11 protein-coding genes are annotated in these 15914 nt (G+C 69.3%); 4 read left to right on the top strand and 7 right to left on the bottom strand.

The window, feature by feature from the left end:
• Positions 1–8 precede the first annotated feature (8 nt).
• Together rnr and JOE48_RS11515 are read right to left on the bottom strand one after the other, a co-directional pair.
• On the bottom strand, positions 9–2330 hold the full coding sequence (rnr, locus tag JOE48_RS11520) for a ribonuclease R (RefSeq protein WP_210029903.1): 2322 nt from the start codon (positions 2328–2330) through the stop codon (positions 9–11).
• Positions 2331–2465: 135 nt separating this feature from the next.
• The gene (locus tag JOE48_RS11515) at positions 2466–2804 is read right to left on the bottom strand and encodes a hypothetical protein (RefSeq protein ID WP_210035705.1); all 339 of its coding nucleotides are present in this window, start codon (positions 2802–2804) and stop codon (positions 2466–2468) included.
• A gap of 214 nt (positions 2805–3018) precedes the next feature.
• Between JOE48_RS11515 and JOE48_RS11510 the strand changes: the two genes are divergently transcribed.
• The 3 genes from JOE48_RS11510 (at position 3019) to JOE48_RS11500 (ending at position 9269) form a co-directional block, all read left to right on the top strand.
• Entirely contained in the window at positions 3019–6105 is a 3087-nt protein-coding gene (locus JOE48_RS11510; RefSeq protein ID WP_210029901.1) for an FAD-binding and (Fe-S)-binding domain-containing protein, read from the top strand.
• Between the two features lie 11 nt (positions 6106–6116).
• On the top strand, positions 6117–7013 hold the full coding sequence (locus JOE48_RS11505; protein WP_210035704.1) for a ketopantoate reductase family protein: 897 nt from the start codon (positions 6117–6119) through the stop codon (positions 7011–7013).
• A 255-nt stretch (positions 7014–7268) separates the two neighbouring features.
• Positions 7269–9269: an adenylate/guanylate cyclase domain-containing protein gene (locus tag JOE48_RS11500; protein ID WP_312893170.1), complete on the top strand. Its 2001-nt coding sequence runs from the start codon at positions 7269–7271 to the stop codon at positions 9267–9269.
• A gap of 325 nt (positions 9270–9594) precedes the next feature.
• On the opposite strand, the gene JOE48_RS11495 is transcribed toward JOE48_RS11500, so the two are convergent.
• From JOE48_RS11495 to JOE48_RS11480, 4 genes are all read right to left on the bottom strand, one after another.
• Positions 9595–9909: a plasmid stabilization protein gene (locus JOE48_RS11495; RefSeq protein ID WP_210029899.1), complete on the bottom strand. Its 315-nt coding sequence runs from the start codon at positions 9907–9909 to the stop codon at positions 9595–9597.
• Between the two features lie 18 nt (positions 9910–9927).
• Entirely contained in the window at positions 9928–11544 is a 1617-nt protein-coding gene (locus JOE48_RS11490; RefSeq protein WP_210029897.1) for a hybrid sensor histidine kinase/response regulator, read from the bottom strand.
• A 152-nt stretch (positions 11545–11696) separates the two neighbouring features.
• Positions 11697–13670: an AI-2E family transporter gene (locus JOE48_RS11485; RefSeq protein WP_210029896.1), complete on the bottom strand. Its 1974-nt coding sequence runs from the start codon at positions 13668–13670 to the stop codon at positions 11697–11699.
• 81 nt (positions 13671–13751) lie between these two features.
• Entirely contained in the window at positions 13752–14132 is a 381-nt protein-coding gene (locus JOE48_RS11480) for a response regulator (protein ID WP_210029895.1), read from the bottom strand.
• A 185-nt stretch (positions 14133–14317) separates the two neighbouring features.
• Between JOE48_RS11480 and JOE48_RS11475 the strand changes: the two genes are divergently transcribed.
• Positions 14318–14989 carry a glutathione S-transferase family protein gene (locus JOE48_RS11475; RefSeq protein ID WP_210029894.1) on the top strand — a complete coding sequence of 224 codons (672 nt, stop codon included), beginning with the start codon at positions 14318–14320 and terminating at the stop codon, positions 14987–14989.
• A gap of 7 nt (positions 14990–14996) precedes the next feature.
• On the opposite strand, the gene JOE48_RS11470 is transcribed toward JOE48_RS11475, so the two are convergent.
• The gene (locus tag JOE48_RS11470) at positions 14997–15914 is read right to left on the bottom strand and encodes a pyridoxamine 5'-phosphate oxidase family protein (protein ID WP_210029893.1); all 918 of its coding nucleotides are present in this window, start codon (positions 15912–15914) and stop codon (positions 14997–14999) included.

Below are 15914 nucleotides of genomic sequence, written 5' to 3'. Positions count from 1 at the left end.
CGGCCCGGTCAGCGGCGCGAGCCGCGGTGGCGCGACCCGGTGTTGCGGATGCCGGCGGGGCGGCCGGGCGGCGCGGCCTTGAAGGGTCGTCCGCCGGGCGATTTGCCTGCGCCCGCCGTGCGGGCGCCGGATCGGGTCCGGCCCTCGCTGAGCAATTCGAAGCGCAGCGCCCCGGCCACTGGCGCGGCCTCCACGAGCCGCACCTCGACCCGGTCGCCCAGCCGGAACGTCTCGCCGGTCCGCTCGCCGACCAGGGCGTGGCGGCCCTCCTCGTGGCGGAAATAGTCGGCGCCGAGCTGCGAGACCGGCACGAAGCCGTCCGCACCGGTCTCATCGAGCTTGATGAACAGGCCGGCCCGGGTGACGCCCGCGATCTGGCCCTCGAAGGTGGCTCCGACCTGATCGGCGAGGTGGTGAGCGATCAGCCGGTCGATGGTCTCGCGCTCGGCCGCCATGGCGCGGCGCTCGGCCGCCGAGATCTGCTCGCCGATCTGTGCCAGCTCGCCCATCGAGATCTCGGGCGCGAGCCCGTCGGCGCCCAGTTTGCACGCGGTGATCAGGGCCCGATGGACGATCAGATCGGCGTAGCGCCGGATCGGCGAGGTGAAATGCGCGTAGCGGCGCAGGTTCAAGCCGAAATGCCCGAGATTCTCGGCGGCATAGACGGCCTGGGCCTGGCTGCGCAGGATCACCTCGTTGAGGAAGACCCCGTGCTCGGTCTCGGCCGCCATGGCGAGGATCCGGTTGAACAGGGCGGGCCGCAGCGCCCCTTCCTTCGGCAGCTTGATGCCGACCGAGGCCAGAACCTCGCCAAGCGCTCGCATCTTCTCCAGGGCGGGCTCGTCATGGACGCGGTAGATCAGCGGCTGGCGCGCCTGCTCCAGGGTCTCGGCGGCGGCGACGTTCGCCTGGATCATGAACTCCTCGATCAGCCGGTGCGCGTCGAGGCGTTGCGGCACGATCACCCGGTCGACTGCGCCTTCGGGGCTGAGCAGAACCTTCCGTTCGGGCAGGTCCAGGGCGAGCGGCCCGCGCCGGTCTCGCGCCGCGCGCAGGGCCGCGTAGGCCGTCCAGAGCGGGCGGAGCGCCGTATCCAGCAGCGGTCCGGTCGTATCGTCCGGCTGCCCGTCGATGGCAGCTTGCGCCTGCGCGTAAGCGAGCTTGGCGCGGGACCGCATCATCACCCGGTGGAAGCTGTGACGGCGCTTCTCGCCATCGGCGGCGATGACCATCCGCACGGCGAGTGCCGGCCGATCCTCGCCCTCGCGGAGGGAGCACAGATCGTTGGAGATCCGCTCCGGCAGCATCGGCACGACGCGGTCCGGGAAGTAGACCGAGTTACCTCGCTCCAGCGCCTCCCGGTCGAGGCTCGATCCTGTCCGGACATAGGCCGCAACGTCGGCGATCGCGACGGTGAGAATGAAGCCGCCGGGATTGGCCGGGTCGGGATCGGCCTCGGCCATGACGGCGTCGTCGTGGTCCTTGGCATCGGGCGGGTCGATGGTCAGGAGCGGACGGTCGCGCCAATCCTCTCGGCCTTCCAGGCTGGCGGGCTCGGCGGAATCGGCCTCGGCCAGGGTCGCATCCGCGAAGACGTGCGGGATGTTGTGCAGGTGCAGCGCGATCAGGCTCACCGCCTTCTCGGAGCCCAGCGAGCCGAGCCGCTCCCGGACCCGGCCCCGGGGCAGGCCGAATCGGGTCTCGCGCTCCAGGGAGACGCTGACGAGATCACCGTCACGGGCCTGACCCTCCTCGCCGGGCGGGATCAGGATCTCGCGGCCCTGCGAGCGCTTCTCGACGGGCACGATCCGGCCGCCCTGTGCGCCGACGCGGTAGACGCCGATGATCTCGGCGCGGTTCTTTCCGATGACCTTGATGACCCGGCCGGCATAGCCGCCCTCGGCGTCACGCTCGACGCGCACCAGGGCGCGGTCGCCGATGCCCGCCGCCGGACGATTGCCCTTGCGGGGACCGCGCGGCTGCGTGAGCACGATGGACGGCGGCTTGCCCGCGCCGGTCCACTCCACCGGAAAGGCCAGGAAGTCGCCGTGTCGATCCCGCGAGCGGATATCGGCCAGCACCACCGGCGGTAGATGCCCGGCTGGAGCGAGTCCGCCGCGCCCGCGATCGAGGGCGCCGTCCTCCTCGATCTCCTTCAGGATGCGCTTCAACTCGATCTTGGCGGCGCCCTTGATGCCGAAGGCCTGGGCGATCTCGCGCTTGCCGACGCGCTCCTTAGACTCGGCGACGAAGGCGAGGATCTGCTCACGAGTGGGGAAGGGCGGCGGAGCGGCGGGCTCGGCCGCCGGGGCGGTGGTGCGTCGTGCCAAACGAGGGTGCCGGACAGTTCTCGGAAGACGGAGCCCGCGCGCGGGCCTCGGACCGAGGCTTCGGTCCTGTGATCGTAAGATGGGTGCCGGGGCCGCCCGCGGCAACGCCGCGGCAACCGTCCTCAACAGCTGCAATCAGCCGGTTGAGGCGATCTTCCGGATGTGATCGACCGCTCGATCGACGTCGAAGCCGGGTGCGACGATCTCCTCCAGGGTGAAGGGGCAGGCCCGCGGCAGCGTCAGGTTTACCTGCCCCTCCAGCGGTGCCAGATCCGGAGCCTCGGCATCGTGGATTGCCAGCGTCCAGGCGCCGTCCATGCGCAGGGTCGCCGGATCGGGCGGGTCGGCGGCGAGCGCCGCGAGCTTCGTCCGGCCCGCCTCGCGGCAGGTGAGGCTCAGGCTGTCGTCGGAGATGAGGGCAGCCTTGATCAGTTCGGTCAGGGCTTCCCTGACCCGTTCGACGCTCGCGTTCATGGGCATCCGTTCCGATCTCCGCGATCGCGTGGCAAGCGCGATGCCAGCGCGCCTCGGGCGTGCCGGCGAACGGAGCGGGGCCGCTCCGCCGGAGCAGGTTTTGCTGGACTGCGTGAGCCCGGAACGGGGCGAGGCATCGACAATACCGTGCCCGCACCGTCTGCCGCAGGTCCACCGATGGCCTCCGGCGATCCGCCGGGTGTAGAAGGCGCGCATGATCCCGGTCCTGACCCGCCATACCGAGGCCGTGCCGCTCTACGAGGCGGCCTGCGCGGAGCTGCACCTGCGCGGCTTCGAAGGCGACCTGACGCTCTCGGATGCCGACCGCACGGTCTTCGCCACCGACAACTCGATCTACCAGGTGGAGCCGGGGGCCGTGGCCTTTCCGCGCACGCGCGACGATCTGGTGCGCATCGCCAAGCTCCTGGATGACCCGCGCTTCGCCGAGATCGTGATCCGCCCCCGCGGCGGGGCAACGGGCACCAACGGCCAGTCGCTAGGCCACGGCCTCGTGGTCGACACCTCGCGGCACATGACCCGCATCCTGGAGATCGATGTCGCCAACCGCACGGTCCGGGTCGAGCCGGGGGTGGTGAAGGATCAGCTCAATCGGGAACTCGCCAGGCACGGCCTGTTCTTCGCGCCCGAGCTCTCGACCTCGAACCGCGCGACCCTCGGCGGCATGATCTCCACCGATGCCTGCGGGCAGGGTTCCTGCCTCTATGGCAAGACCCGGGACCATGTCCTGGCGCTGACCTGCGTGCTCACCGACGGCACGATCTGGACCGCCGAGCCCCTGGATGCGGAAGGCCTCGAAGCCGCCAAGGGCCGCAACGACCGGATCGGCGAGATCCACCGGATTGTCGATGCCGTCGTCGCCGAGAACGCCGCGCTCATCGCCGAGCGCTTCCCCAAGCTCAACCGCTGCCTCACCGGCTACGATCTCGCGCATCTGCGCGATCCGGAGGGCCGCTTCGACCTGAAAAGCGTGATCTGCGGATCCGAGGGGACGCTGGCGCTGATCGCCGAGGCGCGGCTCAACGTGCTCCCGATCCCGAAGGCCTCTGTCCTGGTGGCGCTGTCCTACGTCGATTTCGACGCGGCGCTCCGCGACGCGCAGGCGCTGCTGCCGTTCGGCGCCGCCTCGGTGGAGACCATCGACTCCACGGTCCTGGCGCTGGCCCGCAAGGACCCGATCTGGGCCGAGGTGCGGGCCTTCTTCCCCGACGATCCGGCCGGGCGCCCGGTGGACGGGATCAACCTCGTGGAGTTCGTCGGCGACGACGAAGCCGTCGTCGAGGCGGCCCTCGATCGGCTCACCGGGATGCTGGAGGCCGCGCGCGGCACCGACACGAAGCGCCTCGGCTTCACCATCGCCCGCGGCGACGCGATCGAGCGGCTTTGGACCATGCGGAAGAAGGCGGTGGGCCTCCTCGGCGCCGCCAAGGGCGATGCCCGCCCGATCCCCTTCGTGGAGGATACCGCGGTGCCGCCGGAGCGGCTCGCCGACTTCATCACGGAGTTCCGGGCGCTCCTCGACGCCAAGGGCCTGCGCTACGGCATGTTCGGCCACGTCGATGCCGGCGTGCTGCACGTCCGGCCGGCCATCGACCTGAAGGACCCGGACCAGAACCGCCTGATCCGCGAGGTGACGGAAGGTGTGGTCGCGCTGACCGCCAAATATGGCGGACTGCTCTGGGGCGAGCACGGCAAGGGCTTCCGCTCCGAGTTCGTGCCCGCGACCTTCGGGCCGCTGATGCCGGCGCTGGAAGCGGTCAAGCGCGCCTTCGACCCGGGCGACCGGATGAACCCGGGCAAGATCGCCTCGGCGAAAGGCCAGGGACTGACCCGGATCGACGGCGTGCCGCGCCGGGGCGAGCAGGACCGTACCATCCCGGCGCAGGTCCGCCGGGATTTCGACGAGGCGCTTCATTGCAACGGCAACGGCGCCTGTTTCAGCTTCGATGCGGACGAGGCCATGTGCCCGTCCTGGAAGGCGACCCGGGAGCGGCGCCACTCGCCCAAGGGCCGCGCCTCGCTGATGCGCGAGTGGCTACGGCGCGCGGCGGCGGAGGGCGTCGATCCGGCCGCCGTGCTGGCGCGTCAGCGCAGCGGCTGGCTGCGCGACGTGGCCGCCACCCTTCGGAGCGCCGTCCAGCCGCGAGACGAAGCGGAAGACTTCTCGCATGCCGTGAAGGAGGCGATGGACGGTTGCCTCGCCTGCAAGTCCTGCACGGGCTCCTGCCCCATCAAGGTCGACGTGCCGACCTTCCGGGCCAAGTTCCTGGCACTCTACCACACGCGCTACGCCCGGCCCCTGAAGGACCACCTCGTGGCGGCCCTCGAGCCGCTGCTGCCGCTGGCGGCCCGGGCGCCGCGCTTGAGCAACGCGCTCCTAGCCAATCCGGTCGTCCGCCGTCTCCTGGCCAGGGCCGGATTGGTGGAGATCCCGGGCCTGTCGCCCATCCATCTCAAGGCGCGGTTGGCACGTCTCGGCGTGCCCGTGGCCACTCCGGCGGCTCTGACCCGGCTGGATCCTCAGGATCGTGCGTCGGCGGTGCTCATCGTGCAGGACGCCTTCACCAGCCACTTCGACGCGGAGGTCGTCGCCGATGCCTGCGCGCTGCTCGTCGCCCTCGGCTTCAAGCCCTGGCTCGTGCCGTACCGACCGAACGGCAAGCCGCTGCACGTGCACGGCTTCCTGGCCCGGTTCGCGGCCGTCGCCGGGCAGAACGCCGCAATGCTCCGGGACTTCGCGCGGCAGGGCGTGCCCCTCGTCGGGATCGACCCGTCGATGACGCTGACCTACCGCTCCGAATACGCGCAGGCGCTCGGCGCCGGCGACCTGCCGAAGGTCCACCTTCTGCAGGAATGGCTGGCGACCCAGCTCGACCGGATCGCGCCGCGCCAGGGCGGCGGGACGATGCGCCTGCTGCCCCATTGCACCGAGCGCACCAACGCGCCTGGCGCGGTCCGCGACTGGCAGGCCCTGTTCGCGCATCTCGGGCTGCGTCTCGACGTGCCGGCCTCCGGCTGCTGCGGCATGGCCGGGACCTACGGTCACGAGGCCCGTCACCGCGTCACCTCGGAGACGATCTACCACGCGAGCTGGGCCCGCCACGTGTCCGAGGCCCCCGGCTGCACCCTCTTGGCCGACGGCTATTCCTGCCGGTCGCAGGCCAAGCTCGTCGACGGCGTGCGCCTGCGCCACCCGGCCCAGGCGCTGCTCGACCATGTCCGCAGGAGCGCCGTGGGAACCGCGCCGTTTCATCCGGAGCAAGCGGCAGCGGCCGCACCATGAGCGATGCCGTCCTGAACGTCGCCGTCGTGGGAGCCGGCGCGGTCGGGTGCTATTACGGGTTCCTTCTGGCGAGGGCCGGACACGCGGTCACGTTGATCGGCCGTCCCGCGCTGGTCGCGGCGGTGCGGTCGGACGGCCTGGTTCTGGAGAGCGCGGCGGGAGCCGGCTTCGCGCCCGTGCAGGCGACGACCGACGGCAACGGCGTCGCGGGAGCCGACCTCGTGCTGGTCTGCGTCAAGTCCGGCGACACCGAAGCAGCCGGCGCGCTGATCGCGCCGCATCTCGGCCGGTCCGCCACGATCCTCAGCCTCCAGAACGGTGTCGACAACGCCGAGCGGCTCGCCGCGGTTCTCGGACGGCCGGTCGTGCCGGTGGCGGTCTACGTCGCCACCGCGATGGCCGGGCCCGGTCGTGTGCGGCACAACGGCCGGGGCGATCTGATCCTGGGCGCATCCGAGACGAGCGAGCGGATCGCCGCCGCCCTCACGGCGGCCGGCGCCCCCACAACCGTCTCGGCGCGCGCTCTCGACGCGCTCTGGGGCAAGCTCATCATGAACTGCGCCTACAATGCCCTCTCGGCCCTGACGCAGCTGCCCTATGGCCGGCTGGTCCAGGGCGAAGGCGTCGTGGACTCGATGACCGACGTGGTGCGGGAATGCGTGGCCGTTGCCGAGGCGGCAGGCGTATCGGTGCCGCCCGACATCTTCGACAGCGTCATGGCGCTGAGCAGGACGATGGCCGACCAGCGCTCGTCCACCGCCCAGGATCTCGCCCGGGGCCGCCCCAGCGAGATCGACCACCTCAACGGCTACGTGGTGCGCAAAGGTGCGGCGCTCGGCGTCCCGACGCCGGCCAACCGGATGCTGCACACGCTGGTCAAGCTGGTCGAACAGCGGGGCGGAGTCTGAGCCGCGGGGTGGGGACTGGGTCACTTGGTGTTTCGATGCAGGTCGGCCGCAAGGAAGACCATCGGAGTCTCCGAGAAGCGGCCATCAGTGAGTGGCGGAACATCCCGCCAGGGATAAAAGCGGCGGATCCTGCCCCGGCGTCGCGCGGGGCCGCCTTTCGACAGGAAGAGGTTTTCTGAAAACCTGATTTCGCGAGGCATCTCGGCGGCGAGACCGCCGTATGGTACGAAGGAAAACAATACCAGGAGGAGCGCAGTGTCAGCGGACGCGCCGAGGGCGGTCACGGATCATCCGCAGGCCGAGCGCCGCCTCGCTGCCATCCTGGTCGCCGACATCGTCGGTTACAGCCGCATGATGGGTGCGGACGAAGCCGGCACGCTGCGCCGTCTGAAAGCGCTCCGCCGGGAGCTGATCAATCCTCAGATTGCCGTCGCCCGGGGCCGGATCGTCAAGACAATGGGCGATGGCCTGCTCGTCGAGTTCCCCAGCCCCGTGCGGGCCGTTGCCTGTGCCGTCCGGATCCAGCAGGCGATGCCTGGCCGTGAGCCGAACGTGCCGCCCGAAAACCAATTCCGCCTGCGCTTCGGCATCAACGTCGGGGATGTGATGGCCGATCCGGACGGTGACCTCTACGGCGACGGCGTCAACGTGGCGGCACGCCTTGAGCCCTTGGCCGAACCGGGCGGGCTGTGCGTTTCGCGCTCCGTCTATGATCAGGTGCGCGACAGGCTTCCTTATGTCTTCGAGGACCGTGGCAAGCTGGAGCTGAAGAACATCGCGCGGCCGATCGGTGTCTTTGCTCTCTCGTCCGCCGCCATAGCGGGCAGCCCCGGATTGCCCGAAGAGGTCAGCGCAGCTCACGCGGATGAGCCCGTCGTTGCAGCGGCAGGCCGGCAGCGGCCTTGGCGCGCGGTCACCGCCGGCCTGCTGGCGCTCGGTATGGCCGGGACTGGTCTCGGATGGTGGCTCGCAACTTCGCGTGCCCCCACGGCTGATCGCACCTTGGCGGTTCAAGCCGGATTGCCCGCGAAGCCGCTGCCGCCGCTCTCGCTCGTCGTCCTGCCATTCGCAAATTTAAGCCCTGATCCTGAGCAGGAATTCTTCGCTGATGGCATGACCGAAGACCTGACAACCGACGTTTCACGCCTCGCGGGCAGCTTTGTGATCGCCCGAAACACCGCCTTCACTTACAAGGGTAAGGCTATCGACGTGAAACAACTGGGGCGCGACCTGGGGGTGCGCTATGCCCTGGAAGGAAGCGTCCGCCGCACCGGCGAGCAGATCGTTCTCAATGCACAGCTGATCTCGACGGAGACAGGCGCCCATCTCTGGGCAGACCGATTTGAGGGCGAACGCAGCCAGCTCGGCGAGTTGCAAGCCCAGTTCGTCGCACGCCTTGCCCGCTCGCTCGATGTGCAACTGACCGAAGCTGAAACCGCGCGCATTCGGCTGGAACATCCCGACAACCCTGGTGCGGCCGATCTGGCGATGCTCGGTTGGGCTCATCTCAACAAGCCGAGGAACGCCGAGAGCACGCGTTCCGCGATCGAGTTCTTCAAGAAATCTTTGGCTCTGGAACCGGATAACCTGCGAGCTCTACAGGGTCTTGCGCGCGGGACAATTCAGCTTGTTACAAATCGCTGGAGCACCGATCGCCCAGCCGACATCAAGCGAGCAGAGGATCTGGCAGATCGGGTCATCGCGATTTCACCCAACTCGTCGATCGCTTATTTCGTCAAGGGCGATGTCTACGCCTCCAACCGCGATTTCAACTTAGCCATGGCGATGTATGGCGAAGCCATCAAGAATGATCCAAATTTCCCGGAATCTTACACGAAGTCCGGGAACACTCAGATCTTGATGGGTCACGCCGCGCGCGCATTCGATTACATCGATAAAGCGATTCGGATCAGTCCACGGGACGGTTTATTGAATGTTTGGTATTATAATATATGTCACGCCCATTCTCATTTGCAGCACTGGAGCGAAGCAATATCGTGGTGTTCGAAATCCCTTGCCCGGGGCCCATATTGGATCGCTTACGTTGATATCGCCGCCGCTTATGCTTGGACCGGCAAGGACGCCGAAGCCCATGATGCGGTTGAGAAACTCTTGAAACTCATGCCTGGCTATACGGTGCAAAAGTGGGCCACCGCGGGATGGTCCGAGAACCCCCGATTCCTTGAGGAGTATGCCTACCTCGTCCAGGGGCTGCGCCGGGCCGGCCTACCGGAAGGCGACACGGCCCAGCGTTAGAGCGCTCTCCGCCGATGGGTATGCCGGCTCCGCGCAAGAGAGCACGTGACGACAAGCCCTCAGAGCCAAGTCTGCGGCCGCGGATCGCAGGACACGGCACGCGTCAGGGGGCCCGGAGGTGGGCTTTCCCACCCATTCCCTCATCCTGGGATGCCGGAGCGCAGCGCGGGCCTCGGAGATGCCTTCCAGATGGCTCCGGGGTCCCTGCACCCCTCCTTCGAGGCCCGCTCACGGGCGCCGTACCGCGTTCGCGAGCAGGCCGTCTCGCATTCACCCGCCCCGACACCAAGAGCGACCGAAATCCGTCCGGCGCGGACTTGATCGGTCAGCCCCGCGCCGCAGCGTTGGCCTTCCGGGTCGCCGCGCCCTTCCTGGCGGAGGCGGAGCGCTCGGCGGCTGTCCGTCCGGCAGAGGCCTTGCCGCCGGTTGTGCCACCCTTGTGGGCGGCCGCATGGCCGGTGGACTTTCCCCGGCCCGAGCCGCCGGGCATCTTGCCTCCGCCGTCATCCTTGTTGACGGTGGCCCAGGCGCGGGCTTCGGCTTCCTTTTCCGGAACGCCGCGGGCCTCGTAGGAATCCGCGATGTGCTCGGCCTTGCGCTTCTGCTTGTCGGTGTATTTCGACTTGTCACCCTGAGACATCACCCGTCTCCTGTGCGATCAGCCCACCCCGGTCGGACCGTCGAGAATGGCTCGCACCCGGCGAACCAGCTCTGTGCGCCGATACGGCTTGTTGAGGAGATCAAACTCCGAGCCGCCAATATCGGTTCGCTCCAGGCTCGCCTCGGCGTAGCCGGTGGCGAGCAGGACCTTGAGCCGCGGCTGGCGGCGGCGGGCTTCCCGGGCGAGGAGCACCCCGTTCATTCCCCCCGGCATGATCAGGTCGGTGAACAGGAGGTCGACCCGCCCGCTGGAATCCAGGATCTCCAGCGCCTCGCGGGCATTGCTGGCCGTCAGGGTCGTGTAGCCGAAATCCCGCAGGATAGTCCGGGCGAGTTCGGCCACGTCCTCGCGGTCGTCGACGATCAGGATCGTCTCGGTGCCTTGCCGGTCCACGGCCCGGAGCGAGACCTTGGCGGGCGCATTCACGTCGCCGTCCGTCGCCGGGAACGACAGCCGCACGGTCGTGCCTTCGCCGGGAGTCGACTCGATCTGCGCGGCTCCGCCCGACTGCTTGGCGAAGCCATAGACCATCGACAGCCCGAGGCCGGTCCCCTTGCCCTCTTCCTTCGTGGTGAAGAACGGGTCCATCACCCGCGCGAGCACGGCGGGCGGGATGCCGGTGCCGGAATCCCGGATCGCGATGCTGACGTAGCGGCCGTCGCGCAGCGGGCCGATCTCGCCGCCCGAGGCAACCTCGCTGTTCTCGGTGGTGATCCGCACGGTGCCGCCGTCCGGCATCGCGTCGCGGGCGTTGATCAGCACATTGAGGATCGCGACCTCGGCCTGGGTCGGGTCGACGCGGCAGTTCCAGAGGTCCTTCGCGAGATCGAGCTCGATCTTCACCGCCTCGCCGACCGAGCGGGTGACCATCTCGCCCATGCCCTCGACCAGCGTGTTGAGATTGACCGCACGTCCATCCAGCCGCTGCTTGCGGGCGAAGGCCAGCAATTGCTGCGTCAGCGTCGTCGCGCGATCGGCGGCTTGCCGGATATTTTCGGTGGCGCGTCCCAGGCGGGCGCGGTCGGCGTCCGGCTTTTCCAGGCCGGCTGCCAGGATGTCGACGTAGCCGACGATCACCTGCAGCAGGTTGTTGAAATCGTGCGCGATTCCGCCGGTCAGCTGGCCGAGCGCCTCCATCTTCTGGGCTTGACCCAGCGCATCCTCGGCATCCCGCCGGCGCGAGACGTCGAGCTGCGAGCCGAAATAGTAAACCAGCTCGCCGTCGGCATTGTAGACAGGGGAGACGAACAAGGCGTTCCAGAACGTCGAGCCGTTCTTGCAGTAGTTCAGGATCTCGGTGGCGAACTCACGCTTGTCGGCGATCGCCGCGCGGACCTGCGCGATGCTCTCACGGTCGGTCTCAGGCCCCTGCAGGAACCGGCAATTGCGCCCGATCAGCTCCTCGGGCGTGTAGCCCGTCATCGCCAGGAAGGCGCGATTGGCGAAGATGATCGGGTTGTCCGGCTGGCGCGGATCGGTGACGATCATCGGCATCCGCGTTGTCTCGACCGCGGCGAAGAAGATGTCGCTCTTGCGGTCGGTGATGTCGCTCGGCGCGCCGTCCCTGACCGGCGGACTTGGCCCGACCGGCGGGGTCTCTGGAGTCTCAGACATGTAAGGCGGTCTTCATTCCCCGGGCCTTAGAAGCGGGCCGCGTCGGGCCGCTGCCGCTTGGCGCGCGCGACTGTAGTGGTCTCGAACGCGATGTCGACCGCACGGCCTCGTCGGCCGCATCGCGACTGTCGAGGCGGAAGAGGTCCGGCCTCTCATGCCGCTGCCGTCCGGGAAGGCGCGGGCAGGGGTGGAGCCGGCGCCGGGGCGACCTGCGCGGGAACTGGCTCGTGGCAGGCATCCAGGACCGCCGAGAGCGCCTCGTTGAGCGACGTCACCAAGAGGTCCGCGGAGGTCGCGCGGCGCAGCCGATCCAGGGTCGCCGGATCGCGCTCGCGCCAGAAGCCCACGAGGATTTTGACCCCCGGCACCGCGGCACGGGCCTGCCGGACCGTGAAGCGGATCTGCGACAGGCTCACCGGCTCCAGGTACGAGAAGCAGATCAGCGCCAAGCTCTCCGGGTTCTCGGGCCGCTCGCCGGCGCGGATGGCGGCCATCGACAGGATCTGCGAGGCCAAGCCGTGCCGGGCGAGGATCTGGCTCAGCATCAGCGTCGCCGCCTCATCGAACGGGCCGCGGCTCGACACGCACAGGACCGGCGTCTCGCTCCGCCAGTTCGGTGCAAGATCCTCCCGGGCAAGGACGATGCCCGCCACCTGTCGGTCGGGCCCGACGGCGGCCAGCGCAGCCGCGGTCTCGATGTCCGGTCCCCGCGCGGAGCCCCGCCGGCTCCGCCGCGCGACCGGGGCCGTCCCGAGGCGGTCGACCACCGTGCGGATCGCCGCGCCGACCTCCTCCTGCCGTTCGCGATCGAGCGTTCCGCGCGAGAGATCCTCCTGGGCGAGCAGCAGACCCGCGAAGGCGACCTCGTCGTAATAGGTGACGAGGGCGCGTTCCTTGAGGAACTGCCAGCCCTGGTCGATCGCCTCGATCGGATCGCCTGCCAGCATGCGCTGGTAGAAGATCTCGGGTGGCGACAGGGCCGGCTGGTCGCCCAGCAACACGTCGAGATACCAGAGCCGCTCCACGTGCCGCCCGAGCACCACGAGGCAGACCGTCAGCGGCGTGGCGAGCACGAGGCCGATCGGACCCCACAGGAACGTCCAGATCGTCGCCGCCAGGATGACGGCGACCGGCGATAGGCCCGTCGAATGGCCGTACAGCAGCGGTTCGATCACGTGGCCGCAGATGGGTTCGACCACGAGGAACAGGGCGGCCGTGGCGATCACCATGGTCCAGCCGGGATCGACCGCGGCGGCCAGGATCAGCGGCAGCAGCGCGCTGATCGCGGCGCCGATATAGGGCACGAAGCGCAGGATCGCCGCCAGCACGCCGAACAGCGTCGGACTCGGCACGCCGATGATCCAGAGGCCGAAGCCGATCACCACGCCGAAGGCGATGTTGAGCGCGAGCTGGGCCAGGAAGAACCGGCTGAGCCGGCTCGTGGCATCGTCGATCGCGGCCGTCGTGCGGCGCAGGTCGCCCGAGCCGCCGGCGAGCTTGATCGCGCGGTTCCGCAGATCCTCGCGCTGGAGCAAGATGAAGATCGTGAAGATCAGGATCAGGCCGGTCGTGGCCAGCGGATGGACGAGGGGTCCCGCGAAGGTCTGGAGGGTTTCAACGACGCTGGCGCGGGCGGGCGTGATCTCCACCGCGAGGGGATGCGTGCGCGTGCCGGGCTCGCCGCGGAGTTCGGCGGCCGGCGGCGGCTGCAGGGTCGCGCTCAGATCCTGGACCATGTCGACGATTCGCGACAGGGTCCCGGTTCCGGCAGTCGCCCCGCGCAGATCCTTGATCTTGGTGCGCATCACCTGCGTGTAGCGCGGCAGGTCGGAGGCGAGCTGGGACGCCTCGCTGGCGATGAGGCTGCCGATCCCGAACAGGCCCCCGAACACGATCACCACCACGAGAAGCACTGCGGCGGCCCGAGGGACGTGGAGCCGCCTCAGCATCCGGACCGCCGGCACTAGGACGAAGCTCAGGAGGATCGCCAGCGTCACCGGCACGAGGATCTCGCGCCCGAGAGACAGCGCCGCCATCGTCGCCACGACGAGGAGGATCGAGGCCAGTGCCACGAAGACCGGCAGCCCCTGACGCAGGCGCTGGGCGGTGACGGGATCCTCGATCACGGACAGGCTCCACTCTACTCAAGTCAGGAGACAACCGCGGCCGCGGCGTCGGAAGGGGCGGCTCGCGCGTCCGGAGCCACGTCAGCCCGCCGGTGCGGTCTCGCCCAGGGCGGCGCTGATCTGGCTGAGCAGCTTCGAGAAATCGACCGGCTTCGGGTGGTAGTCGTCGCAGCCGGCTTGAATCGCCTTGTCCCGGTCCCCCGACATCGCGTGGGCGGTGAGCGCGATGATCGGGATCGCCCGGGTGTCGGTTCCGGACTTCAGGGTGCGGGCGACCGACCAGCCGTCGAGGATGGGGAGGTTCATGTCGAGGAGGATGACGTCGGGCTGTGCCGAACGGGCCTGGCGGACGCCGGCCTCGCCGTCATGGGCCAGGACGACTTCGTAGCCGCGACGCTTGAGGCGCCGGGACAGGAAGTCCCAGATCTCTTCGTGGTCCTCGACCAGCAATATCTTCGCCATCAGAACTCGCACCCCCGGCTCGCGTCGTGCCGGCCGGCATCCCAACGCGCGGCAACGCACAATCGCCCAACGCACCTGCCGCGATTCCGGTCCGTGGAGAAGTGGCCGCCCGGCGCGCTGTTGACCCGGCCTGCGCGCGGTATGAGCGTGCGCCGCGCGAATCAACAATCCCGGGGAGGAATGCCGTGACGGAAAACGCTGACATCGAGTTCTATCATGCGCCGAATACCCGCTCGTCCGGGGTGCGCGTGCTCCTCGAAGAGCTGGGCGTTCCCTACCGGCTCCACGCGCTCAACATGCGCGCCGGCGAACATCTCCAAGAGGCCTACCGTGCCATCAACCCGATGGCGAAGGTGCCGGCGATCCGCCACGGCGAGGCTCTGGTGACCGAGCAGGCGGCCGTCTACCTCTACCTCGCCGATCTCTTCCCGGAGGCCGGCCTCGCTCCGGCGGTAACCGACCCGGACCGGGCCGCCTATCTGCGCTGGATGGTGTTCTACGGATCCTGCTTCGAGCCTGCGGTCATCGACCGCCACCTGAAGCGGGAGCCGGGACCGCGCGCCATGTCGGCCTATGCCGATTATGACAGCGTGATCGCGCGGGTCGTCGAGGCGCTGACCCCCGGCCCGTATCTGCTCGGTGATCGCTTCAGCGCGGCCGATGTCCTGTGGGGCGGCGCGCTCGGATGGACGACAGGCTTCGGTCTCGTCGCACCGGACCCAGTGCTGACCGCCTATGTCGAGCGGATCCGGGCGCGGCCGGCCTCCCGGAAAGTCGCAGCCGCGGACGCGCAGCTCGCCGCGGAGCATGAGGCGGCCGCCGCGCGCCAGGCCGCGGCCGCAACCGGAGCGGCCTGAGCGCGCCTCAGGCCGTCGGCTCCCAGGTGTCGGTGCGCGCGAGCTGCGGCGCCGGCTCCGGAGCGCTCCAGCGCAGGGGGATCGCGCCCCGGCGGCGCCAACCGCCCTCCACCGTGAAGGTCCAGGTGCGCTGCGCCCCCGAAAGGCCGGCCGCGGCCGTGCCGGCCCAGTCGATCGCGGTGCGGCCCTGCAGAACCAGGAGATCACCGCGTTCGAAGTCGAGAAACAGCAGCGCTGCCCGCCTTTCGCCGATCAGGTTGCCCAGGGTGTTGAAGTACCGGTTGCCGGAGAAGTCCGGTACCGTCAGCACGTCACCTTCGAGCCGGACGAAGCCCGGCCGGCCGCCCCGGTGCGAGATGTCGGCGCCGCCGTCGGCCAGCCCATCCCGGGCGCGGCTCGCCACGAACAGCGTGTCCGCGCCTCGGATCAGCGCCGCGGCCTCCGGATCCAGAGCCGCGAGGTGTTCGATCGGACCGACCGAGCGCCGGAATGGCTCGGCGGTGCGGCGCTGGATATATTGTGGGCAGTTGCCGAAGCTCTGAGCGACGGCGATCGTCAGGCCGTTCCGGACCCGGCGGACGACGCGGCCATTGGCCCTGTTGCGCCGCCGCGTCGCGAGATCGAGGCCCAGGATCCCCACCTCGGCACCGGGAACCAGGGCTTGAGCCGCCGGATCGGCGGGATCGAGGGCCGCCGCGATGTCGAGATGGATCGCATCGGGGGCCTGCACGAAGCCGGGCTGTCCGGTCAGCAGGGTGGCGACGGGCGCGCCGGCCGGGTCGACGGTGCCGACGAACAGGTAGGGCAGGCCCGCGAAGAAGGTCCGGTGCTGCTCGGGCATGAACGGACGGATCGCCGGGGTCTCACCGAGGACGTGGCCGGCCCGCGCCTGGGCCACGAGCTCGTCGGCATGGAAGCTGGCCAT

It is taken from the genome of Methylobacterium sp. PvR107, assembly GCF_017833295.1.
Classification (GTDB): domain Bacteria; phylum Pseudomonadota; class Alphaproteobacteria; order Rhizobiales; family Beijerinckiaceae; genus Methylobacterium.
Note: the sequence above shows the minus strand (reverse complement) of the source record. Positions and strands in the feature narration are given on the sequence as shown.

What these genes read in the sequence shown, in the direction of transcription:
- JOE48_RS11515 (WP_210035705.1), bottom strand. Translation starts at nt 2,804, where the DNA reads ATGAACGCGAGCGTCGAACGGGTCAGGGAAGCCCTGACCGAACTGATC.
- JOE48_RS11495 (WP_210029899.1), bottom strand. Translation starts at nt 9,909, where the DNA reads ATGTCTCAGGGTGACAAGTCGAAATACACCGACAAGCAGAAGCGCAAG.
- JOE48_RS11510 (WP_210029901.1), top strand. Translation starts at nt 3,019, where the DNA reads ATGATCCCGGTCCTGACCCGCCATACCGAGGCCGTGCCGCTCTACGAG.
- JOE48_RS11490 (WP_210029897.1), bottom strand. Translation starts at nt 11,544, where the DNA reads ATGTCTGAGACTCCAGAGACCCCGCCGGTCGGGCCAAGTCCGCCGGTC.
- JOE48_RS11470 (WP_210029893.1), bottom strand. Translation starts at nt 15,914, where the DNA reads ATGGCCAGCTTCCATGCCGACGAGCTCGTGGCCCAGGCGCGGGCCGGC.
- JOE48_RS11480 (WP_210029895.1), bottom strand. Translation starts at nt 14,132, where the DNA reads ATGGCGAAGATATTGCTGGTCGAGGACCACGAAGAGATCTGGGACTTC.